Raw genomic sequence first — 24,943 nt, forward strand, 5'->3', positions numbered from 1 at the left:
GTTTATGCTATTTAAAAATATAAAATTAGAAAATCATAATTTGAATTTCTCTGTATCCTGAAAAGTATTCCAAAATCGAAGTAACTCTAAATTAGTGTTTTCGATACGATAATAAAGTGAAATGTGTTTGGTAATGACAATTTTATAAACACTTTTGTAGTTTGTTTTTATAAATAAAACATTGTCATTTTTTAAAAGTTCTATTGTGGTATTTACTTTGTCAATGAAATTTTGAGCAGCTTTTTCAGACCATTCGGTTTCCAAATAATCGATGTTGTTCCAAAAGTCTTGTTTAGCTTGTGGAGCCCAAATTACATTCATTATTTAAAATATTTTGAATAACGATTTTTGGTTTCTTCCATAACAACATCATGCGAAATTCCTTCATTATTATCTAAAGAATAAATAGCCTCACTTATATTGTTTTTTAATTTTTCAGAAAGGCTTTCTTTAGATTGAATGAACTCTACAATTTCCTGAATTAAATCAGGATTATCAATGTCTAAAACAATTTTAGCGAGCTCTATTTTAGAAGTTTGAATGTTCATTTTACTTTTTTCTCAAAGTTAAGTTTTTCTTTTAGAAATTTTTATAATGAATCGTTAATAATTCTAATGGTCTATTCCGTAAAGAATCTCAAAGAAAAAACACAGAGATACACAAAAAAATTGTGTGTCTCTGTGTCTTCTTTGTGTATCTCTGTGAAATTACTTCTTTAAACCTTCAGCTGCTTTATTAACCGCCGCTTTCAATTCTTCTTTATAAGAAATAATAGTTTCTAAAACTTTTTTATCGTGGCTTCCGATGATTTGTGCGGCTAAAATTCCGGCATTTTTTGCTCCGTTTAAAGCTACAGTTGCAACTGGAACGCCGCCTGGCATTTGTAGAATTGATAATACCGAATCCCAGCCGTCGATAGAATTGCTTGATTTTACTGGAACTCCAATTACAGGAAGCGGAGACATTGAAGCCACCATTCCTGGTAAATGTGCTGCACCGCCCGCACCGGCAATAATTACCGAAATACCGCGGTTATGTGCATTTTTGCTGAAATCGAATAATTTCTCCGGCGTTCTGTGTGCCGAAACGATATCAACTTCAACTTCTACATTAAATTGTTTTAATATGTCGATTGCATCTTGCATAACTGGCATGTCTGAGATGCTTCCCATTATAATAGCTACTTTGCTCATGTTTTTTGTTTGTGTGTTTGTTTCAGGTTTAAAGTTTCAAGTTTTTGGAAACTGTAAACACTGTTTGTTTAGTTTTAACGGAATACTGTAACTGCGACTGAAAACTAATTTAAGCGCTAATTACTTTAATAGTTTCCTTAACTTCCTGTGCAATTCTTCTCGCTTCAGCCATATCTTCATTTACAATTGTAACGTGACCCATTTTTCTGAAAGGGCGAGTTTGTTTTTTACCGTAAATATGAGGAGTAACACCGTCCCATCCTAAAATGGTTTCGATGTTTTTATAAACTACATTTCCAGAATGACCTTCGGCACCCACTAAATTGACCATAATTCCGGCAACTTTACTGTCTGTGTTTCCTAACGGAAGATCTAAAATAGCACGTAAATGATTTTCGAATTGTGAAGTATAACTTGCTTCGATAGAATAATGTCCTGAATTATGCGGACGAGGTGCTACTTCATTTACTAAAATTTCATCGTCCTGAGTCTGGAACATTTCAACTGCCAAAAGTCCAACGTGATTGAAATTCTCCGAAACTTGTAAAGCAACTGCTCTAGCTTTTTCTGCAACCTTATCATCGATTCTTGCTGGGCAGATTACATATTCAACTTGGTTGGCTTCTGGGTGAAATTCCATTTCTACAACTGGATACGTTTTCATTTCTCCTGATGGATTTCGTACCACAATTACCGCCAATTCGTTTTTAAATGGAACCATAGTTTCTGCAATGCATTCTACATTTGGCAATGTGTCTAAATCGGAAGCCTGGCGAACTATTTTGACACCATTTCCATCATAACCAAATTCGGTACATTTCCATACAAAAGGCAATTTGATTGTTGATTGTTGATTAACGAGTGCAGATTTTAGATTTTCTAAATTTTCAAATCTTTCGAATGGTGCGGTTGGGATATTATTTTTAGCGTAAAAATCTTTTTGAACACCTTTATTCTGAATTCCTTTTAAGGTTTTTGGAGATGGATATATTTTTAAACCTTCGTTTTCTAATTGCGTTAAAGCTTCCAGGTTTACCAATTCGATTTCAAAAGTCAAAACATCGACTTGTTTCCCAAAATTATAAACCGTTTCATAGTCCATTAAATCGCCTTGAAAGAATTTGTTGCAAGCAATTTTACTGGGCGCTTCGTCGCTTGGATCAAGAACGTAAGTTTGTATGTCAAATTTTCGAGTATCGAACAAAAGCATTTTACCTAATTGTCCGCCACCTAATATTCCTAATTTAAAATCAGAAGAAAAATAATTCATTTTGTGTTGTTGTTTTTGCAAAGATACCTTTTAATCTTTTTTCAGCCAAAATTTAGTTTTTTTCGCCACGAATTCACGAATTATATTTTTTAAATTTTTGCCACAGATTAAAAGGATTTTTTACTTTTTGTTTTACGCCACGAATTCACGAATTATTTTTCACGGTAGATTTAATAATAATTCGTGAATTGCTTCGCCAGTCGCTATCGCTCGAGTCGTGGCTATCAAAAAAACTATTTTATTTTCTTCAAAACTTCTTTGGCAACGGCTTTATATGCTGCTGAATGATCTCCGAAATCTTTATCAATAATCACTTTTAGTTCGGGGTGAATCCAGTCGTAATGATTTCCTAAAACATATAAAGTTCTTATAGAATAGGCTTTTGTTGCCACTTTGACATCGTTTATCAACCAATCAAAAGAAGCTTCAATAATATCTTGTAAGTTGTTTTCGGAAAGAGAAATACTATTTTCGTTTTTCTTGTAATGAGATTTTACCAAAAGCTGAACTACTTTTGCGATTGGACGCATGGAACTTTCGTCTTTTAAAATTTTTAGATTCAAACAGAAAAAATCTAAATGAGGCTGGAGCCAATGCAATTCTTCGTACGAAACAAATTCTAAAATCCAGCAGGCTTTATGATTGTTTTTATCTTCTGGTGAAAAGCAAATCGAAACCAATTCACTAAAAAGCGATGGGTTTTCTAAAACATCCTGCGCTGCTTTTAGACGATTTTCTCTATAAGCATTAACATAATCCAATTTTTTTTGCAATTCAGACGGCATTGTTTTTTGTATTTAGTACAATGCTAAAATAAGTAATTTAATGAGATAATTCCGTAATAGTTTATAGGCAATCCTGGATAATAGAATCGTGGTTGTGCATTTCCAACTCCGGTTGCATTGGTCAAAATCATGGAAGCGTATTTTTCGTTTGTAACATTATTAATTCCTGCATCGAGATGCGCTTTTAATCCAGACAAAATTTCAAATTGATAACCTGTTTTTAAATTTAGTAAAGAATAAGAATCTGAAAAATTGGCGTTTGAATCATTCATCGGAATTTTATCTGTGAATTGAAAATCTGCTGAAAAATAAAAACCTGAATTGGTATTCAAATTAAAACCAGCACTTGCAGTATTGGCAGGAACTCCAGTTAGTTTGTTACCAGAATAATCATTTCCGTTATCGACAAATTCTTTAAATTCATAATTTCCGATAGAAGCGCCAGTATAAGAGTTTAAATTGAAAGTTCTATTGATTGTCCAATTGTGTTTTAATGCAATTTCGATTCCTTCATGAAATGTTTTTCCAGCATTTACGCCTTCATATTGATCGTCTCCAATTCTTTTGGCAACCAATAAATCTTTAATTTCCATTCGGTAAATGGCAATTTCAGCATATAGTTTTTTGCTGAGAAGATGAAGTTTGCTACCTAATTCAAAATTATAACCTGTTTCAGGTTTTATGTTTTGATTGATATTTCCTGTTGAAGTTAAAGTTTCTTCGGTTGCAGGAAGAGAAAATCCTCGGCTCACAGAAAAATAAAAGGTTCGGATTTCATTCGGCTTAAATAAAAATGAAAGTTGTGGCGAAAAAATGCCATCATAACTATAATGCTCCACTGGATTATTTTCGGAAGCGGGAAAATCATTCTGAAGTTCAAATTTGGTCTTATTATAATTTAAACCTGCCTGAAGTTCAAATCGGTCAGAAAGTAAAGTTCTGATTTGTGAAAAAACATTATAAAAATGCCTTTTTTGATTGGTTGCTGTAAGTTGATCGCCTTGCAAACTTCCGTTTCCGTTATTTTGCTGATAGAGATTTTGAAAAGTATTGCCACTATAATTGTCTGCGAAATATTCAATTCCTCCAATAAATTGATTAGTGATTTTCCCAATTTTAAAATCGCCCGAAAATTGTGTTCGTACGCCCGAAGCAAAAGTATATTGACGTAAAATATCAAAAGGACGCGGTTCATTGCTGTCTTTGTAATTAATGAAAACTGAAGTTGAATTATTTAAATGATCATTAATTTTAAAATCATAAGCCAATCCGCCCAAAGTCGATTTGTATTCTTTAAAACCTTTTGAAGCAACCCAAGTCGGTGCACCTGCTTGTGGATTATTTTCGAAAGTGGTTTTGTTGATTGAACTCGGAATAAAAGCCTTTAAATAAGTATAGTTTGAAAAGTAAGTCAGTTTGCTGTTTTTCTTTCGGAATAATTCTCCGCCAAGCGTAATTCCTTCACGATTGTAAGCGCTGTTTTCACGCCAACCATCTGTCTTCAAATTATGATAACTCAGATTTAAAGAAGTACTTTTTTCATTCAAATTAAAACCAACTCTGTTTTTCAATAAGCCAAAAGAGCCAAAAACAGAACTTACTTCAGTTTGATATTTTCCGTTATTAAATGTTTCTGGCGAAATCAAAATCGCACCGCCTAAACCTGCGCCGTAAATACTCGAAAGCGGTCCTTTTATGATTTCAATTTGATTGATATTTTGAAGATCAATATCGTCAATTACGGTTTCACTGTTTCCAGAAGTTAATGGAATGCTTCCGTAAAAAGCTCTGATTTTATTGGTTCCGTATGGAGTTCTAGCACCAATTCCGCGAATAGAAATTCGGGTTGTAGTAATGTTTGATGATTGCATAAAAACACCAGGAATTGTGTTAATCACATTGCTTATGTCGGTAGTATTATTTCGAAGTAATTCTTTCTCAGATAAAATACCAATTGAAGCGGGACTATTTTGTAAATCACGATTAATGTGTAGTGGACTTATTAAAACTTCATTCAGTTTTTGAGTTTTAACTGAATCAATATTTTGAATTTTTTCTTGTGCTGAGATGCTTTTAGAAATAAAAAGAATAAAGAGAATAAGAAAATATTTTTGAAAAGGCATAAAATGAGCTGATTAAAAGGCAGTTTTATTTTAACACATAGAAACACAGCATTGATTGAGGCAAAAAAGGCGTTTTACTTGTCAAAAGCACATAGTAACTATGTGCGAAAACTAATTTTCTTAATAACATCTTTTTAAACAAAAATCTATGTCTCTATGTGTTTAAAATTTTCTTTTTATAATTTGTTCCGATAATTTACGGAATTGGAATTTATTTCTTTGCTGTAACCTTCCAAATAGTATTTCCACTATCATCATTTACCAAAAGCGATCCATCATTCATGACTGTTACAGCAACTGGACGCCCGTAAACTTCTGCTTTATCATTATTAGAAATAAATCCGGTTAAAAAATCTTCTGGTTTTCCTGAAGGTTTTCCGTCTTTAAAAGGAACAAATAAAACTTTATAGCCTGAAATTATAGATCGATTCCAAGAACCATGCTGACCTACGAAAGCGCCATTTCTGTATTTTGCAGGAAAAGCATCTTTCGTGTAAAATGCCAATCCCAAAGAAGCAGTATGAGCGCCAACAGGAACATCGGGAACAATAGCTTTTTTTATCAAATCTTTTCGTTCGCCTTTGCCTTCCCATCTTGGATCAGGAATACTTCCAAAATAGGAGTAAGGCCATCCATAAAAACCGCCTCTTTTTACACTTGTAATATAATCTGGAACTAAATCATCTCCAAGTTCATCTCTTTCATTTACCGCTGTCCAAAGTTCTTTTTTGTTGGCTGGATTCCAATCCATTCCCATTGGATTTCTAAGTCCGTCAGCGTAGATTTTTTCGCCAGTTCCATCAGGGTTAATTTCTAAAATTGCTGCACGGCGAACTTCTTTATCCATTCCGTTTTCTCCAACATTGCTTCCAGAACCAACACCAATGTAAATTTTTGTTCCTTCGGGATTAGCAAGCAAACTTCTTGTCCAGTGATTGTTGTATCCGCCAGCTGGCAGTTCAACAATTTTAGTTCCTTGAGTTTCTAATTTTAATGGTGCATTTTTATAAGGATAACGGTAAAGTCCGTCACTATTGGCAATATAAAAAAAGTCTTTTAGGATTAACATCCCTAAAGGCCTGTTTAAACCAGAAATAAAAACTTCGCGAGTTTCATATTTTCCGTCTTTATCATTGTCACGCAAAACTATAATTTGGTTTTTGCTTGTTCTGGTGCCACTTTCAACAACAAAAATATCATTGTTTGGACCTATATAACTCCATCGTGGATTCTCAAATCCGTCAGCAAATTTAGTTACTGTAAAACCTTCAGGCGCTTTTGGCGTTTTGCCTTCTGGCCAGCCAATTACTTTACTGTTTTTGGTTTTAGATTCGGTTGCGTAGGGTGGAGGAAGCGTAATGTCTCCAATGGCAGTTTTTACAACATTTGCTGGCTGTTTGGCAAGGGCTTCTTTTTCTTCTTTTTTAACTTGTCCGTTACAGGCAGTCATTAAGGCTAATAGTGGTATAGAAAACAGGGTTAAGGATTTTTTCATTGGTTTTTTGGAGTTAAATAATTATATCACAACAATTTACTTAAAATTCCCATAGTGTCAAAAAATGATTTGTAAACATTAACTGATATTTAACATTCACAAAAAATATCTCGATACAGTTTATTTTGATAGAAGCAGTTAAGTTGTAATTCTGTATCTTTGTCCATTATTTTAAAAAGAAAAATAATGATACAACTTCACGATAAACAATTTGTTCCGTTTATTTCGGCTAAAGAAATTGATTTTGCTTTAACTAAAATAGTTGCTCAGGTAGAAGACGATTTTGGAGATGATACACCAATTTTTATTGGAGTTTTGAATGGTGCTTTTATGGTGGTGTCAGATTTTCTGAAAAAATATAAAAAACCATGCGAGGTTTCGTTTATCAAAATGGCATCGTATGAAGGAACTGAAACAACCAATGCCGTTAAGGAACTAATTGGAATTAACCAAGATTTGTCTGGAAGAACAGTAATTATCATCGAAGATATTATTGATACCGGAAACACAATCGAAGAATTAAAGCACTTGTTTAAAGCGCAGAATGTAAAGCATTTTAAAATTGCGACATTGTTTTTTAAACCAGAAGCTTATAAAAAAGATATAAAAATAGATTATATCGGAATTAGAATTCCGAACAAGTTTATTGTTGGTTACGGGTTAGACTATGATGGTTTAGGAAGAAACTTAACCGAAATTTACAAATTAGCAGAATAACAAAACACAACTATATATTCATTTAAAGACTTCTGAAAAAATAAGAAGTAACAACACTCATTTCAATTATGATTAACATCGTTTTATTTGGAAAGCCTGGTGCAGGAAAAGGAACTCAGGCAGAATTTTTAAAAGAAAAATACAATTTAACACACCTTTCAACAGGAGATATTTTTCGTTTCAATTTAAAAAATGATACTGAACTAGGAAAAAAAGCAAGAGTTTTTATGGACAATGGAGAATTGGTTCCTTGCGAAGTAACAACTGCAATGTTAATTGATGAGGTAAAAAAACACCCAGATACAGCAGGATTTTTGTTTGACGGTTATCCAAGAACAATCAATCAGGCTGAAGCTTTAGATAAATTTTTGCCAACAATTGGATCAAGCGTGACAGCAACAATCGCTTTAGAAGCTGATGATGAAATTTTGGTTGCGCGTTTACTTGAAAGAGGAAAAACAAGTGGAAGAGCTGACGATCAGGACGAAGAAAAAATTCGTGTAAGATATCAGGAATACAATGAGAAAACAGCTCCGCTTATTGGATATTACAAAGAACAAAATAAATTTCATGCCGTAGACGGTATCGGAACTATTGAACAAATTACAGAGCGCTTAACGTCAGTTATAGATAATTTGTAGAAGCTTTTTTAAGCTGTACGTTACAACCTGATAATTATTGGGATGCAAAAAAAACTATTTTTCTAACTCTAAAACGGGCTTTTCAAATGTTTTTGACAATCAAAGTTTTTGGGTTAGAAAAATTAGTTTTTTAATTGACAGCCATTAATATTTAAGATTACAAATTACATTTAACTAGACTATTTTATAACGAATCCCCTATCAATTGGAAATACTAATAATATTTTTTCTAATTCTATTAAACGGAGTTTTCTCCATGTCTGAAATCGCCTTGATTTCGGCCCGTAAAAACAGGCTCGAAACAGCAGCGAAAAAAGGCAACAAAAGTGCTAAAACAGCGCTCGATTTAGCCAATTCCCCAAATAAGTTTTTATCGACAGTTCAAATCGGAATTACCTTAATCGGAATTTTGACTGGTATTTATTCTGGTGACAAAATCACGGCAGATGTTGAGCTTTTTGTTGCAGGAATTGCAGTTTTTAAACCTTACGCGCATTCAATTGCGGTAGGAATTGTAGTGGTAGTTTTAACTTTTTTCTCATTGGTTTTGGGAGAATTACTTCCAAAACGAATTGGATTAAATTATCCAGAAGCTATTGCTAAAATGGTTGCAATGCCAATGAAAGTGATTTCGATTATTACGGCACCATTTATTTGGCTATTAACCTCTTCAACAGATTTTTTACTGAATGTTCTTCAGATAAAACCAACTGCTGACGGAAAAGTGACCGAAGAAGAAATTAAAGCCATTATCAAAGAAGGAACAGAAGTAGGAGAGGTTCAGGAAATTGAGCAAGATATTGTGGAACGTGTTTTTCATATCGGAGATAGAAAAGTAAATTCTTTAATGACGCACCGCAAGTCGGTAGATATGTTGCCATTAAAAGCAGATAAAGAAAAAATCAAAGAACTAGTAGTTCAGGATTTGCATGCGGTTTATCCTGTTTACAATGATAATTACGATGATATTGTTGGAGTCGTAACACTTAAAAATATTTTTGCTAACATCGAAAGCGATAATTTTGATTTAGCGGCAATTATGTCTGACGCGCCCTATTTAATGGAGCAAACAACGGCATACAAAGCTTTAGAGAATTTCAAAAAAACGGGTGTCCACTATGCTTTAGTTTCAGATGAATATGGAGTTTTTCAGGGAATGATTACTCTTAATGATATTTTGGAAGCTTTAGTTGGCGATGCTGCAGAATTCTATAAAGATGAATTTCAACTAATAGAAAGAGAAGATGGTTCCTGGTTGGTTGACGGACATTATTCATTACACGATTTCTTAACTTATTTTGAGTTAGACGAATTAACAAACGATTATGAAGTAAACACTGTAAGCGGAATGATTATGACCGAGCTTTCTCATATTCCAAAAGAAGGAGAAAAATTAGTTTGGCAGAAATTCGTCCTGGAAGTTATAGACATGGACGGCGTTAAGATTGATAAAGTTTTGGTAAAAGCTTTAAAAGAGTAAAGAGAAAATTTGTTTCAAGTTTCAGGTTTCAAGTTTCAGGTTATTGCATTACGCAACTTGGAACATGAAACATGAAACATGAAACTTTACATAAACAAAGAAAATGACAGAAGGAAATTTTGTAGATTACGTTAAGATATATGTTTCTTCCGGAAAAGGAGGGAAAGGGTCTACGCATTTACATAGAGAGAAATTTATTGAAAAAGGAGGTCCCGATGGTGGAGATGGAGGCCGTGGAGGTCATGTGTATTTAGTTGGAAATAAAGGGCTTTGGACATTATTTCATTTAAAGTTTGCACGTCACATTAAAGCTGGACACGGTGGAGATGGTGGAGGCGATCGCAGTACTGGTGCAGATGGAGAAGATAAAATCATTGAAGTGCCATTAGGAACTGTTGTAAAAGACAAGGAAACAGGAGAAACACTTTTTGAAATTACAGAGCACGGAGAAAAACAAATTCTAGCTAGAGGAGGAAAGGGAGGTTTAGGAAACTGGCATTTTAGAAGTTCGACAAATCAAACACCTCGTTACGCACAGCCAGGTTTGCTTGGTGTAGAAATGGATGTTATTCTAGAACTTAAAGTTTTGGCCGATGTTGGTTTAGTTGGTTTTCCAAATGCTGGAAAATCTACTTTATTGTCTGTATTAACTTCAGCAAAACCAAAAATTGCAGATTACCCGTTTACGACTTTAAAACCAAATTTAGGAATTGTTGCTTACAGAGATTTTCAATCTTTTGTAATTGCCGATATTCCTGGAATTATTGAAGGTGCTGCGGAAGGAAAAGGTTTAGGGCATTATTTCTTGCGTCACATTGAGCGTAATTCAACTTTGTTGTTTTTAATACCAGTTGATACAGCAGACATAAAAGGAGAGTACGATATTTTAGTTAATGAATTAACGAAATACAATCCTGAAATGCTGGATAAAGAGCGTCTTGTAGTGATTTCAAAATGTGATATGCTTGATGATGAATTGAAAGCCGAGCTGAAAGCAGAATTAGATGTTTCTTTCAAAGATGTTCCATACATGTTTATATCTTCTGTTGCGCAGCAAGGTCTGACAGATTTGAAAGATAGACTTTGGAAAATGCTTAACGAATAATAAAGCTTACTTAGATATTAAAAAGGTGTTCTGTTTTAAGGACACCTTTTTTGTTTTATAATGTTAAATTCGTAATAAACTGCTAAAAATCTAATGTCATTTTTAATTTTAAGATTGCTTAGGTTGAGATAATTGCTAAAATGACTTATATTCGCATCACTTAAACAAAATAACATGAAAAAAGTAATTTTATTCTTGACCATGTGCCTTATGGCTTTCCCAATGAGAGCCGATGAAGGGATGTGGTTTTTGATGTTTATCGAAAGATTGAACCATAGAGATATGGAAAAAATGGGCTTGCAATTGACAGCCGAAGAAATTTACAGTATTAATCATCATAGCTTAAAAGATGCAATTGTACAGTTCAATGGAGGTTGTACTGCAGAAATTGTTTCAAACAGCGGATTGGTTCTTACAAATCACCACTGTGGATATAGCGCGATTGCAGAACTTTCGACTGCAGAACAAAATCATTTGAAAAATGGTTTTTGGGCAAAAAGTCGTTCTGAAGAGTTAAAGCCTAAATCTTTATTTGTTCGTTTCTTCGTTCGTATGGATGATGTTTCTAAAAGAATCTTATCTAAAGTAAACGATCAAATGACAGAAACTGAAAGAAACAAAATCATTCAGCAAGAAATCGCTTTGATCGAAAAAGAAAATAGCGAAAATGGAAAATACACTGTTTCTGTTCGTCCTTTCTTTCAAGGAAATGAATATTACTATTTTGTTTACCAAGATTACACAGACGTACGTTTAGTTGGAACTCCTCCTGAAAGTGTTGGTAAATTTGGTGGAGATACAGATAACTGGGAATGGCCTCGTCAAACTGGAGATTTCTCTATGTTTAGAGTTTATGCAGATAAAGATGGAAATCCGGCAGCATATTCTAAAGACAATGTGCCATTACAGCCAAAACACCATTTACCTGTAAGTTTAAAAGGGGTAAAAGAAAATGACTTTGCAATGATCTTAGGTTATCCAGGAAGAACAAACCGTTGGATGCCAGCTGGAGGAATTGAGCAAAACATTAAATATGCTTATCCTGCATGGGTTGAAGGTGCAAAAACAGGAATGGATGTAATGAAAAAGTATATGGATAAAGATGCAACTGTTCGTTTACAGTATGCTTCTAAATATGCTTCGACTGCAAATTACTGGAAAAACCGTCAAGGTATGATTGATGCTTTAACAAAAGCGGGTACAGTTGATGCTAAAACAGAACAAGAAGATAAATTCTATGAGTGGGCTACTAAACCAGCAAACAAAGAAAAGTACGAAAATGTAATTCCGACTATCAACGATTATTACAGAGAAACAAACTTAAAAGCACGTCATGATAATTATTTGACGCAACTTTTACGTACTTCTAGTTATGCAACTGGACCTGCTAATTTAGGAAATGCATTAATTGCTTACTATAAAGAAAATGATGCTAAGAAAGCAGAAATGCTTCCTAAAATCAACGCAATGGTTGAGAATATTTATGGTGAGTTTTATGCGCCATTAGAAAAAGATATTTTGACAGCTCAGTTGAATTTATATGCTTCTAAAGCTGCTGAATATGGACTTGCTCCAGAAATCGCAAAAATGAAAACAGCTAATAATGGTGATTTTACTGCAGATGTAGCAAAAGCAACTGAGATTAGCTACTTTACAAGCAAAGAAAAAGTATTGGCTTTCTTGGCTGATCCAAAACCATTAGCGATTGTACACGATCCGTTGTATATTATTTCTAATGATTTATTGACAAAATATCGCGCTAAAACAGATGATCAAGCGAAAGCTGATGATGGTTTTGCTGCCGCTTACCGCAAATTAGTTGAAGGTTTGAGAGAGTCTAAATTGAATGCAATTAAATATCCAGATGCAAACTCTACTTTGAGATTGACTTACGGAAAAGTTCGCGCTTTACCTGCAGATCCTCGTAATGATGCTAAAATCAATAACTATACGACAATGGAAAGTATGGTTAAAAAATATAAAGCAGGAGATCAGGAATTTGATTTGCCAGCTCGTTTATTAGAGTTGAACAAGAAAAAAGATTTCGGACAATATGCTGATAAAGCAGGTTACATGCCAGTAAACTTCTTAACTGATAACGATATTACTGGAGGAAACTCAGGTTCGCCAGTTCTTAACGGAAAAGGAGAATTAATTGGAATTGCTTTTGACGGTAACATCGAAGCAATGGCTGGAGACGTTATTTTCGATTCTAAATTACAAAGAACTATCAACGTTGATATTCGTTATGTACTTTGGATTATTGATAAATATGCTGGAGCTAAAAACATTATCGACGAATTGACGATTGCTAAATAATCTTTATTCAGTTTCGATTATAAATATCAAACCCGACAAGTTTTAAAAGCTTGTCGGGTTTTTTGTTTTTGAAATCAAATGTTATCCTGAGTAAAGTCAAAGGCTTGCCAATTGGAGCGGGTTTTCGACTTTACTCAGGATAATAAACTCATTCTACTTTTACTCGAATTCCTTTTGTATGACTTGTAAATTCTGGCGCATACATACTTTGAATTGTTGTAATTCCGTTTGAGAATTCTCCGCTATTATTTACTCGAATATCATATTCTAAAACATAAGTTCCTTTATTGATTTGATCAAAGAAGAAATGTGTTGCAGCATCTTTTGTGCTCATATAAAATCCTAAACGATCCTTATATTTATATTCTGAAAGAACACTTACAGGCTCAAAACAAGAAGCTCTCATATCTTTTAAATGAACATATTCTGTATCTTCTTTCGCAGTAATAATTAATCGAACCGTAACTAAATCGCCAGTTTTTAAAGGATTTTTTGATGTGATTTTTTCGAGTTCATCACCTTTTAAAGTGTTTTTCTTTAAATACAATTCTTTTGAAACAGATAAAATTGCTCCAGTGTTATTTTTAATTTTATCTAAATCTTCAAAGTACTGCCAATAAATACCGCCAAAAGCAGGAACATTAGATTTGTTTTGGATTTTAATAGTAGCCATTTCTTTCTTTATTTCTTCGGCCTTCCAGTTTAATTTGATGTAACCCGTTCCAGCTTCTTTTTCATTTTCGGCTATTTTTTTGGTCAAGATTTTTTCGTCACCCAATTTTATGATAGTATTATTTTTTATAAAAAGCCAATCGGTTCCTTGCATTAATAAAGCATAAATGGCTTCGCTTGTAGATTTTGTAGTTGGCCAATTTTTGGCTTGTTTGTTTTTCAATAACCAAACCTTCATGGCATCAACAGATTTTTTGTCATTATTTATTTCTTCGAAAGCCTCGATCAATAAAGCCTGGGTTTCTATTGGCGCCTGATACCAATACCAACCAGCTTTATTTGAAATCCAATACATTCCCCAATCTTCATTGTTTGATGCCGTTTCTTTCAAACTTTCAATGATTTTTTTAGCGCTTTCTTTTTCTCCGAAACGATTTAGTGTTAAAGCAGCCAACCCTTTTTCATATAAAGAATAATTCAGCCAATCTTTTTTAGTAGTTTCAAGATATAATTTTGTTGCTTTTTTAAGTGTATCAGAAAACGGATATTTCTCTAAATAAAAACTTCTTGTATACAAATAATGAAGATCTGAATATGGATTGACCCATATTAGTTTTTCGTTTGCTTTTAAATTTTTAGTTGTTGCTCGGTAATAATCCAAAAATTTATTGTCTAAAAAAGGAATTCCTGTTTTAGTAATTTCATTTATTTTGGTTGTATTTGTTTTACTTAATTTTTCTAAATGACCTAAACCAGCCAGAATATGTCTGGTAATATATTCACTTTCTAAACCGCCATCAAACCAAGAAAATCCTCCAGAAGGTTTTTGTTTTTGTTTTAATTTTTCGAAAGTCGCCTCTTGAGAAATTTTCATTTTTTCTAAATCAAATAAAAGAGCTAGATTTTTTTTCTTTTCATCTTCATTTTGAGCATCATTTAGCCAAGGAGTTTCAGCTAAAATGAGTGATTTTAATTCTTCGTTTTCTTCTAGTTTTGAAGTAGGTTTTCCGTTTTTTCTCCAATCTTCAAAAACATTCGCGATTTTCGGATTACTCGAAATGATTTCTGTTGCTAAAGCATTTGCATAATATCTTGCAAAAGTTTGTTCTGCACATTCGTGTTCATATTCCATTAAATAGGGCAGAGATTGAATTGCAATCCAAGTTGGGTTTGAAGTATATTCTAAAGTAAACTGATGATTTTTTAATGTCGTTGAATTGTTATTTTTTAAGTTTTCGAAAGTATATTCTTTTGTAGAGTTTTCACGAACCCAAATCGGAATACTTTCAGTTGCCAACATATTATTTGTTAAGACAGGAAGAATATTTTCTTCTCCATCTGAAAAATTTCCAGCTTTAGCAACAATTCGATATTGTACACCTTGTAAACCTTCAGGAATTGTAATCGTCCAATTTACTGTTGTATTTCCGTAAGCCGAAATGGTAAAGTTTTTAACGTTTTTCGCGTTTAGCATTTTGGCATCAATTGGCTGCATGGTTACTGCATCAAAAAACTGCAAACTTGCGATTCCAGTTTTCGCTTCAGTGGTAACATTCGAAATTTTGGCGCTAATTACAATGGTGTCTTTTTCCCTAAAGAATCTTGGGAAATTTGGCATCACCATTAATTCTTTCTGAGTGACAACACTTTTTTCCAGATAACCAGAGACTGCATTTTTATTATGTGCAAACAGGCGAAGTTTCCAAGCTGTTAAAGCTTCAGGAGAAGTAAAGTTGAAACTTACTTTTCCTTTTGAATCGGTTTTTAAACTCGGAAAAAAGAAAGCAGTTTCAGAAAGATTTTTTCTGGCTTTTACCTGAGTTAATTCTTCCATTGCAGCTTTGGTTGTGATAATAATAACTCCATTTTCGGCTCTGCTTCCATAAAGAGCCATCATATTTTTATCTTTTAAAACCGAAATATCAAGAATGTCATTCGGATTTATGGAATTTATTTCGGTAACAATTTTGCCATCAACAACATACAGAGGATTTTTTCCAGGAATAGATGCCGCACCTCTAATTTGCACACCTTGTGCTTTTCCAGCTAATGTATCGCTTAAGCTATAAACCGAATTGTCTTCTTGAACAAATTCTGAGCTAACCACTTTGGTAACTGCACCAGTTAGTGACATCTTTTTTTGAACACCATAACCCATCACAACAACTTCTTGCAAATTGTTTGGCTCCTCTTTTAAAGTAAAATCAATCGTTTTGTCTTTAGAAACTTTTACAGATTGGCTCTTAAATCCAATGAAAGAGAAAACAAGTTCTTCGTTTTCTTTGGCTTCAATTTCATAATAGCCGTCAAAATCTGTTGTTGTAGTTCGTTGCGTATCTTTTATTGTAACTGTGACCCCAGGAATTGGGATATTGACCAAATCTGTTACAATGCCCGAAATCAATTTTGCATCTAAAGGTTTTTTTACTTTCTTCGTTAACTGTCTTTGATATTCTCTTTGCAGATAAAGCACATTACTACTATTGTTAGCAAAATCAAATCCGAACCAGATTAATTTTGTGGTTTCATTTTTAAGTTCAACTCGTTTAGACGGAGTATTTAAATTGTTTATCGCGCTATATGTTTTTTCGCTGCCCAAAAGAGATTTGAAATTATGTCCGAATTGATATTGATCCAGACTTAAACTTTCCCAGTTTTTGGTAGTAAATTGATCTAAGGAACTGTCATACATAGATGCCAGAACTTCAGATTCCTTTTGGGCTGCAGTTCCTGTTAATTTGAAGGACCAGTTTTCGTTCGTTCCAGGTTGAATTTTAGTTCTAAATGTTTCTACATCGAATTTAAATTCTGGTTTTTGAGTTTTTAACATGACAAGAACATTATTATCAAATTTTTGATTTTCAAATAAGGTTGTGAAATCAATTGTTAATCCGTTTTGAAATTCCTTTTTTACCGGAATTTTAATCAATGCTTCGTGATTCTGAAGTGGATATATTTCTTCAGAATATGTTCTGTTTTCATAATTAGCCGTTGCAATGATATATAATTCTGGAATTGCAGATGTAATTTTTATTGATATGAAACCGTCTCTTGCAGGATCTAAATTGGTTTGTGTTACAGAAAATAAACGACTTGTGTCAAATTTATCTTTGCTTTGAAAAAGTTTAAAATTGGAAGTCTTTTCTATTAAATTTCCAAAACTGTCTTTTGCAGAAAAAACAATTTTATAGTTTCCAGATTTATAATCTGAAATAAAATCTAAAGGAAGAGTTTTATCTTTTTGAGTGTCGATATTTTTAGAGAACAATAATGTTTCGACCATTTTCTCTTTGTCATTTTCATTGTTTTCATAAGGGAATAATTTTTCAAAATCTGCATCTGAAATAGCTCCAAAATCAGGTTTAGGAAAAACACGTGATTTGAATTTTGTAGAAAAAGGATTGATATAATATATTTTTATTTCGCCTTTAATAGCCGCAAATTCGCCATTTAAATTCGTGCTTGTGAGTTGAACTTCGTTTTTCTTTTTTGTCGAAATTTCATTCGCAATAGAAGCGTTAAGTTCCAAATCATGATAACCAACTTTTACAGAAGTGCTGGCATCGTGCGTTTCCCCGTTAATATCGATAACAGTTGCTTTTATCTGATAGTTATAAATTGGCAGTAGTTTTTTGCTTGAGTTTTTAGAAGGAATTGCAGTAAAATCGATTTCAAATTTCCCTGAAGCATCTGTTTTAGTTTCTCCTGTTGTTAATACTTCATTGTCTTCAGGTTGAGTGTAAAAACTTCTAGCAAACGTGGTGCCCCTAGTAACAGTGTAAGTTACTTTTGCATCAGAAATACTGCTTCCGGCAAAAGCTTTTGCAATTCCTTTTACTTTAACCAATTGGTTTATCTGAAAACTTTCTTTTTTCGGTTTAAAAGTTACTTCAAATTTTGGGCGCTTATATTCTTCAACAGAAAAACGACTTTCTGAGTTTTCAAAATCAACGCCATCCCAAAACGGATGTTTGTCTTTTTCTTTATCGTAATCTTTATCTTTTTCGTAATCATCAGGTTCTTCTGCTTTAATGTTAAATTGTCCATTTAAACCAGTTTTAGGCAAAATAAATTCACCAGAAAATGAACCAAACTCATTTGTTGTAACATCAAATTCTTTTATCTCAGTTCCATTTGTATCTTCGATTAAAACTTTAAAAGTTGTAAATGGCACTACAGAAGATTTTTGATTGATTTTCTGCATTGCAATTCCTTTATAATAAACAGTTTGCCCTGGACGGTAAATGGCGCGATCTAAATAAAACTGCACTTTCCCTTTAAAATCAATGTCGTTTTCATCTTTGTCTTTATATAGCGAATTGTACGAAAGATAATTTTTATCGATATGAAGCGTGTCTTTTGCAGTTACTAATGTAATAGGCTGATAACCGTAATATTTGTCTGTTGTTTTTTCAAAAACGGCAATTCCATTTTTGTTGGTTTGAGATGTAAAAGATTGCGTTGTAACATTTACATTTTCTAAAGGTTTTCCGGTTTTTCGATCTAAAACTTGATAGCTTTCAGATTTGTCATTTTGAGTTCCTAAAACAATAAAATTAGAAACAGTAATAGTTTCAAAAGCAGTAGCTTTTTTGTCTTTAGAATCGGATTCACTTTCAAAATATACCAAATAAGAACCTGTTTGAAGTTGCGGTAACAAAACTTCTGTTGAATAACTCAGATAATCTTTTTTATTGGTAAGTGTATATGATTGATAAACAATAGGTTCTGTAGTCTTAACAATTGTATCTCTAATTTCGCCTTTGGTAATATAAGATTTGTTTAATGCTATAGCTTGAGCATTTGTAATTTTGAAGAAAGAAATCTTTAGCTTTTCGACATTTTTGTATTCAATAAAAGCGCGTGTATTTTGATTGCTGTAAATGTATTTCTCGAGTTGAACATTTAAGCTTTTGTATAATATATTTTCTTTTTTCTGAATTGCAAGTTTATATGCATTTGATCTATTATTGATTTGCAATATACTGTCTAAAACCGCAATCGCTTTTATATTATTATCTGGATTAACTGTTTTTGAAGCATTTTCAGATAAGAAAGAAGCTTTCTCTAATTGTATATTTTGTATTAAAAGTATATTGTCTGTCTTTTTTTGAAGTGCAGTTAAAGCTTGAATATAATTTTCATCAACATCAATTACATTTCTTTTAAGAAACTGAATTCTGTCCCAAACATTTTCGGCTGTTGCACTGTTTATTTCTTGTTTCTGATATAATTTTAAAGTGATTTTAAGATTTTCATTTGAAACAGAATCAAAATTTAATTTTATAAAATCGGCTGAATCATCTAAAAGCTCTTTTTTAGATAATAAAAAGTCCCTTCTTTGAATTTCCCAAGAACGTATTTTTTGTGCTTGAAGTGAGATATTTTCAGCAATTACATAATTCAATAAATTCATTTTTTTGAATTTCTCGATTGTTGGATAATCAAAAATAGCATCGTATTTAGTTAATGAAGTATTTCTTAAAACTGTTTCATCTTCCATTGAGCTTTTTAATGCGAGATTAATTTGCGTGTTAAAATTTTTTTCAGTCCATGTAAGGAAATCGTTGTCAAGTTCTATAGTATTTGTTCTTCTTTGAATTTGATATCTGTTTTTTAAAAAGTAATCTGTTAAACATTTAGCGTACACCAAATTCAAAATCGCTTTTGATGGAACAGAAACGCGATTAATATCAGCTTTAAGATTATTTAAAATTTTAGTTTGTGCATTTTCATCGACAACCTGTAAATATTTAGAATGATAAAAAAAACATTTTATCATTTGAACTTCGTCTTTTTGACTTATTGCCTTTTTGTAGATTTTATCGACCATTTCACTTGCAGACTTCGCGCGACCTTCATTTTCAAAAGCGATTACAACGTCCCACTTTTTATCATTTTTCTGACCAAAAATTACCGAAGAGATTAATAAGAGTACAAATACTATATTTTTCATAAGAGAGTTTTAATCTAAAGAGGATTAAATTTTAAAAATGGTTGGAAAGATTTAAAATTATTTTTAAAAATGGTTTTCGTACAAATTAATAATTTATTTTTAAAACCAAATAGAGCATTCTATATTTCCTTATTTTTGAAAAATAATTACACCGTTTTATTAGTTATTTCCTATTTCGATTAACCGATTAAACAGTTTAACGATTAAACATTTTAAATGAAAACACATTTCATCGCAATTGGCGGAAGCGCAATGCACAATCTAGCATTAGCATTACATAATAAAGGATATCAAGTTACAGGAAGTGACGATGCTATTTTTGAACCTTCAAAATCAAGATTAGAGAAAAAAGGAATTCTTCCTGCAGAAATGGGTTGGTTTCCAGAAAAAATCACTTCGGATATTGATGCGATTATTTTAGGAATGCACGCCAAAGCAGATAATCCTGAATTGTTAAAAGCGCAAGAATTAGGATTAAAAATCTACTCTTATCCTGAATTTTTATACGAGCAATCTAAAAATAAAACGCGTGTTGTAATTGGTGGTTCTCACGGGAAAACAACAATTACCTCGATGATTCTTCATGTAATGCATTATCATAATATTGCCGTTGATTATATGGTTGGTGCGCAGTTGGAAGGTTTTGATACTATGGTGCATCTGACCGAAGAAAATGATTTTATGGTTTTGGAAGGAGATGAGTATTTATCTTCACCAATTGACAGACGTCCGAAATTTCATTTATACCAGCCAAATATTGCTTTAATTTCTGGAATTGCTTGGGATCATATCAATGTTTTTCCTACTTATGAAAACTATGTGGAGCAGTTTGAGATTTTTATCGAGAAAATTACTAACGGCGGAATTTTGGTTTACAACGAAAATGACCCTGAAGTAAAACGCGTTTCTGAAGCAGCAACAAATCCGATTAGAAAAATTGCTTATTCAACTCCAGAATATTCTGTAAGCGATGGAGTAACCTTATTAAAAACTCCAGAAGGCGATATGCCAATTGAAGTTTTTGGGGCGCACAACTTAAATAATCTTGCAGGTGCGAAATGGATCTGCCAAAATATGGGTGTTGATGAAGAAGATTTCTACGAGGCAATTGCAAGTTTTAAAGGTGCATCTAAACGTTTAGAAAAAATTGCGGAGGGAAAAGGAAAAGTAGCTTACAAGGATTTTGCGCATTCACCAAGTAAAGTAGCTGCAACAACAAAAGCTGTGAAAGAACAATATCCGAACAGAACTTTGGTGGCCTGTTTAGAATTGCATACTTATAGTAGTCTAAATGCTGAGTTTTTAAAAGAATACGAAGGTGCTTTAGAATATGCTGATGTTGCGGTTGTTTTCTATTCGCCAGATGCTGTGAAAATTAAGCAATTGGAGGAAGTGACTTATGAACAAATAGCGACTGCATTCAATAGAAAAGATTTAATTATTTATACCAATCCGGCTGAATTTAAAGAATATTTATTCAATTTAAATTTAGATAATTCTGCACTTTTATTAATGAGTTCAGGAAACTACGGAGGTTTGAATTTTGATGAGGTAAAAGGGTTGATTAATTAGAAAATTAGTCAATGAGATAAGTTGCCGACTGTGTATGCAGTCGGCTTTTTTTTAAATTATTGTAAATAATCAATATGTAATTTTGAAAGATTTTTCTTCTTTTTTAAATATCTTCGCATCTTAAAATTATAAGTATGGAAGGTGGGCATTTTGCTATAAAAAATTGGTCAGATGATGACAAACCTCGCGAAAAATTAATTCTCAAAGGAAAAGATGCTTTAAGTGACGCCGAATTATTGGCGATTTTAATTGGTTCAGGAAGTCGTAATGAATCTGCCGTTGCTTTAAGTAAGCGAATTTTGGCAGCAACTAAAAATCTAACTGCCTTGGGAAAAATGACGATTTCTCAGTTAATGCAATTTAAAGGTATAGGCGAAGCAAAAGCTGTTTCGATTGTATCGGCTTTAGAGTTGGGTAGGAGGCAAAGAATAGAAGATGTTTTAAAATTAAAAAAAATAACTTCAAGTAAAGCTGTTTTTGATATTATGCAACCCATTATTGGAGAACTTCCGCATGAAGAGTTTTGGGTACTTTTTCTTAATAATTCAAATAAAGTGATTTCTAAATCTCAATTAAGTAAAGGAGGTATTGCTGGTACTGTGGTTGATACACGATTAGTTTTTAAATTAGCACTAGAAAATGGAGCTACAGCCTTGATTTTGTGTCATAATCACCCTTCGGGTAGTTTAAATCCAAGTACTGCTGATAAACAAATTACAAAGAAAATTAAAACTGCGGGAGAAATATTAGATGTTAAAGTTTTAGATCATGTTATTATTACTGAATCAAAATATTATAGTTTTGTAGATGAAGGAATTTTTTAATACATGAACACCAATATTACCGACATCTTTTTTGATTTAGATCATACGCTTTGGGATTTTGATAAAAACTCAGAAATGGCATTTGATCGTATTTTTAAAAGCAAATATCAAGAAATCGCTACTCAGGATTTTATTAAAGAATATATTCCGATCAATCAAGAATGCTGGAGATTGTATCAGAATGATAAAATTACACATCAGGAATTACGGTTTAATCGTTTGAAGTATTCTTTTGATGCTTTAAATTATAGTATTTCAGAAGAAAATATTCTTGAAATTGCCAATGATTACATTGAGTTCCTTACCGATAATAATTATCTCTTTGATGGTGCGATCGAAGTTTTGGAGTATTTAAAGCCAAAATATAAACTTCATATTATTACAAACGGATTTGCTCAAGTACAGGAAAAGAAAATTAATAATGCTTCGCTTGGAGGTTATTTCAGTACGATTACAAATTCGGAATTAGCGGGTGTTAAAAAGCCAAATAGTATTATATTTGATTATGCATTAAATTTGGCAAAAACTTCAAAAGAAAACAGTATTATGATCGGCGACGATTTTGAAGCAGATGTAAACGGAGCTTTGAACGCTGGTTTGGATGCTATTTTCTTCAATGAAAAAAAACTCGAAGTTTCGGAAGAATATAAACAAATTAACCATTTATTAGAACTAAAAAAATATTTATAATGATGAGAATTAAATTTTTACTTGCTGCAATTTTATGTTCAGTTGTTGGATTTGCGCAGTCTGTCAATGATTACAAAGCTGTAATTATTCCTTTGAAATATGAGTTTATGAAGACTGATAATCAATATCGTTTGGCAACTTTGAGTAAACAAAATTTGACTAAAGCGGGTTTTGAAGCTTTTTATTCAAATGAGCAGCTTCCTGATGGTTATACAGATCGTTGTCAGGTTTTGTATATTGATGTTGTAAAAGATAATGCTTTCTTGGTAACTAAGCTTATAGTAAACTTCAAAGATTGTTTTGGTCAGGTTGTTTATACTTCAGAAGTAGGAAGAAGTAAAGAAAAGGACTATGAAGTGGCTTATAAAGAAGCATTGGATAATGCTTTTAAGTCAGTTACTGCTTTACATTATAAATATAGCGGTAATCCAGTTGCAACTTCAAAAACACCAGCTTCTGCAAAAACTGTTGCAGCAACGGCAGTTACTACGGTTGCAGCGACACAGATTGTTGCCGCATCTTCGCCAGATTTGAAAGATCCAAATTTATTGTATGCTCAGCCAACAGAATCAGGTTATCAATTGATCGATAAAACTCCAAAAGTGGTAATGAAGCTTTTCAAAACTTCGCAACCAAATGTTTACATTGCGAACAAAGATAATGTTCAGGGCTCTTTAATCTTAAAAGAAGACGGACAATGGTATTTTGAATCTTATCAGAATGATAAATTAGTTTCAGAAAAAATTGTAGTTAAATTCTAAATATAAAATAGGGTTTAATAACCGTATTTATCTTTCCAACGGTTCTTTAAAAATTCGCGGGTACTGTTCTCTCTAGAATTGTTTCCAGGATTGTAAAGAACCGTTTTTTTTATGGCATCTGGTAAAAACTCTTGTTCAGCAAAATTATTTGCATAATCATGCGAGTATTTGTATTCATCTCCATATCCCAGTTCTTTCATTAATTTAGTAGGAGCATTTCGCAAATGGAGCGGAACAGGCAAATCGCCAGTTTGCTTTACTAATTGTTGTGCAGTGCCAATGGCCATATAAGACGCATTGCTTTTTGGCGAAGTCGCTAGATAGATTGCGCATTGGCTTAATATAATGCGACTTTCCGGGTATCCAATAGTGGTAACGGCTTGAAAAGTATTATTGGCCATTATAAGTGCAGTTGGATTGGCATTGCCAATGTCTTCGCTTGCAAGAATCAGCATTCTTCTAGCAATGAATTTTACATCTTCACCGCCTTCAATCATTCTTGCCAACCAATAAACAGCTCCGTTTGGATCGCTGCCACGAATAGATTTGATAAATGCAGAAACAATATCGTAATGCTGCTCACCAGTTTTGTCATACAGAACAGTGTTTTGTTGTACAAGTTTTAAAACGCGATCGTTTGTAATTGTAATTTCGTCACCTGCGGAAGCGTTAATAACAAGTTCAAATACATTTAGAAGTTTTCTGCCATCACCGCCTGAAATGCGTATTAAAGCTTCTGTTTCTTTTAAATTTATTTTTTTTGTTAATAAGTAGTTGTCAGTTTTCATTGCACGTTCTAAAAGAGCTTCTAAATCGGCTTTTGTAAATGCATTTAGTATATAGACCTGGCAACGTGACAATAATGCAGGAATCACTTCAAAACTTGGGTTTTCGGTTGTGGCACCAACCAAAGTTATCCACCCTTTTTCAACCGCAGCTAAAAGTGAATCTTGTTGCGACTTACTAAATCGATGAATCTCATCTATAAACAGAATTGGGTTTTTAGCAGTAAAAAGCCCACCGCTTTGTTTGGCTTTATCAATAACATCACGAATGTCTTTTACACCAGAATTTATTGCACTCAGAATATAAAAAGGTCTTTTTGATTCTTGAGCAATAATTTGGGCTAAAGTTGTTTTTCCCGTGCCAGGAGGTCCCCAGAAAATCAATGAAGGAATTATTCCTTTTGAGATCTGCTGTGTTAACGAACCAGTTGGCCCAACCAAATGCTCTTGGCTTATATAATCTTCTAATTTCTGCGGACGAATACGCTCTGCTAAAGGTGCTTCCATAATTACAAAAATAATATTTTAAGATTTAAATATCGTTCATTCAAAAGT

At 32.9% G+C, this 24,943-nt stretch carries 18 protein-coding genes; 9 read left to right on the top strand and 9 right to left on the bottom strand.

What is annotated here, in order from left to right; all coding sequences use genetic code 11:
• Nucleotides 1–33: 33 nt before the first annotated feature.
• The 7 genes from LPB248_RS14070 to LPB248_RS14100 all read right to left on the bottom strand — a co-directional run bounded on the left by LPB248_RS14070 (nt 34) and on the right by LPB248_RS14100 (nt 6,866).
• Nucleotides 34–321, bottom strand: coding sequence for a type II toxin-antitoxin system RelE/ParE family toxin (locus LPB248_RS14070; RefSeq protein ID WP_149206199.1), 288 nt, complete (start codon nt 319–321; stop codon nt 34–36).
• Nucleotides 321–548 carry a hypothetical protein gene (locus LPB248_RS14075; protein WP_012022519.1) on the bottom strand — a complete coding sequence of 76 codons (228 nt, stop codon included), beginning with the start codon at nt 546–548 and terminating at the stop codon, nt 321–323. The genes LPB248_RS14070 and LPB248_RS14075 overlap by 1 nt, the downstream gene beginning before the upstream one ends.
• A 159-nt stretch (nt 549–707) precedes the next feature.
• Nucleotides 708–1,193, bottom strand: coding sequence for a 5-(carboxyamino)imidazole ribonucleotide mutase (purE, locus tag LPB248_RS14080; protein ID WP_177212002.1), 486 nt, complete (start codon nt 1,191–1,193; stop codon nt 708–710).
• A 109-nt stretch (nt 1,194–1,302) separates the two neighbouring features.
• A complete protein-coding gene (locus LPB248_RS14085; RefSeq protein WP_177212003.1) occupies nt 1,303–2,463 on the bottom strand; it encodes a 5-(carboxyamino)imidazole ribonucleotide synthase in 1,161 nt (386 codons plus the stop codon).
• A gap of 233 nt (nt 2,464–2,696) precedes the next feature.
• Nucleotides 2,697–3,248, bottom strand: coding sequence for a hypothetical protein (locus LPB248_RS14090; protein WP_177212004.1), 552 nt, complete (start codon nt 3,246–3,248; stop codon nt 2,697–2,699).
• Nucleotides 3,249–3,271: 23 nt separating this feature from the next.
• Entirely contained in the window at nt 3,272–5,371 is a 2,100-nt protein-coding gene (locus LPB248_RS14095; protein ID WP_177212005.1) for a TonB-dependent receptor, read from the bottom strand.
• Nucleotides 5,372–5,582: 211 nt separating this feature from the next.
• Nucleotides 5,583–6,866, bottom strand: a complete 1,284-nt coding sequence (locus LPB248_RS14100) for a PQQ-dependent sugar dehydrogenase (RefSeq protein ID WP_177212006.1) — start codon at nt 6,864–6,866, stop codon at nt 5,583–5,585.
• Nucleotides 6,867–7,052: 186 nt separating this feature from the next.
• On the opposite strand from LPB248_RS14100, the gene hpt reads away from it, so the two are divergent.
• From hpt to LPB248_RS14125, 5 genes are all read left to right on the top strand, one after another.
• Entirely contained in the window at nt 7,053–7,583 is a 531-nt protein-coding gene (gene hpt / locus LPB248_RS14105) for a hypoxanthine phosphoribosyltransferase (RefSeq protein WP_111379706.1), read from the top strand.
• Nucleotides 7,584–7,651: 68 nt separating this feature from the next.
• A complete protein-coding gene (locus LPB248_RS14110; protein ID WP_057114947.1) occupies nt 7,652–8,224 on the top strand; it encodes an adenylate kinase in 573 nt (190 codons plus the stop codon).
• Nucleotides 8,225–8,429: 205 nt separating this feature from the next.
• The gene (locus tag LPB248_RS14115; RefSeq protein ID WP_177212007.1) at nt 8,430–9,704 is read left to right on the top strand and encodes a hemolysin family protein; all 1,275 of its coding nucleotides are present in this window, start codon (nt 8,430–8,432) and stop codon (nt 9,702–9,704) included.
• A gap of 103 nt (nt 9,705–9,807) precedes the next feature.
• The gene (obgE, locus tag LPB248_RS14120; RefSeq protein WP_111379712.1) at nt 9,808–10,809 is read left to right on the top strand and encodes a GTPase ObgE; all 1,002 of its coding nucleotides are present in this window, start codon (nt 9,808–9,810) and stop codon (nt 10,807–10,809) included.
• A gap of 174 nt (nt 10,810–10,983) precedes the next feature.
• A complete protein-coding gene (locus tag LPB248_RS14125; protein WP_177212008.1) occupies nt 10,984–13,128 on the top strand; it encodes a S46 family peptidase in 2,145 nt (714 codons plus the stop codon).
• 148 nt (nt 13,129–13,276) lie between these two features.
• Here LPB248_RS14125 and LPB248_RS14130 read toward each other — a convergent pair whose 3' ends face one another.
• The gene (locus LPB248_RS14130) at nt 13,277–19,756 is read right to left on the bottom strand and encodes a carboxypeptidase-like regulatory domain-containing protein (RefSeq protein ID WP_177212009.1); all 6,480 of its coding nucleotides are present in this window, start codon (nt 19,754–19,756) and stop codon (nt 13,277–13,279) included.
• Nucleotides 19,757–19,972: 216 nt separating this feature from the next.
• On the opposite strand from LPB248_RS14130, the gene LPB248_RS14135 reads away from it, so the two are divergent.
• The 4 genes from LPB248_RS14135 (at nt 19,973) to LPB248_RS14150 (ending at nt 23,603) form a co-directional block, all read left to right on the top strand.
• Nucleotides 19,973–21,328: a UDP-N-acetylmuramate--L-alanine ligase gene (locus tag LPB248_RS14135; protein ID WP_177212010.1), complete on the top strand. Its 1,356-nt coding sequence runs from the start codon at nt 19,973–19,975 to the stop codon at nt 21,326–21,328.
• 134 nt (nt 21,329–21,462) lie between these two features.
• Nucleotides 21,463–22,152 carry a RadC family protein gene (gene radC / locus LPB248_RS14140; RefSeq protein WP_177212011.1) on the top strand — a complete coding sequence of 230 codons (690 nt, stop codon included), beginning with the start codon at nt 21,463–21,465 and terminating at the stop codon, nt 22,150–22,152.
• Between the two features lie 3 nt (nt 22,153–22,155).
• Complete coding sequence (locus LPB248_RS14145) at nt 22,156–22,842, top strand: YjjG family noncanonical pyrimidine nucleotidase (RefSeq protein ID WP_177212012.1); 687 nt, start codon at nt 22,156–22,158, stop codon at nt 22,840–22,842.
• Nucleotides 22,842–23,603, top strand: a complete 762-nt coding sequence (locus tag LPB248_RS14150; protein ID WP_255462949.1) for a hypothetical protein — start codon at nt 22,842–22,844, stop codon at nt 23,601–23,603. The genes LPB248_RS14145 and LPB248_RS14150 overlap by 1 nt, the downstream gene beginning before the upstream one ends.
• A 14-nt stretch (nt 23,604–23,617) precedes the next feature.
• Here the strand turns inward: LPB248_RS14150 and LPB248_RS14155 are convergent, their stop codons facing one another.
• Nucleotides 23,618–24,895, bottom strand: a complete 1,278-nt coding sequence (locus LPB248_RS14155) for a replication-associated recombination protein A (RefSeq protein WP_177212013.1) — start codon at nt 24,893–24,895, stop codon at nt 23,618–23,620.
• Nucleotides 24,896–24,943: the final 48 nt, after the last annotated feature.

Source organism: Flavobacterium sp. LPB0248, from assembly GCF_013388355.1.
Lineage (GTDB): Bacteria > Bacteroidota > Bacteroidia > Flavobacteriales > Flavobacteriaceae > Flavobacterium.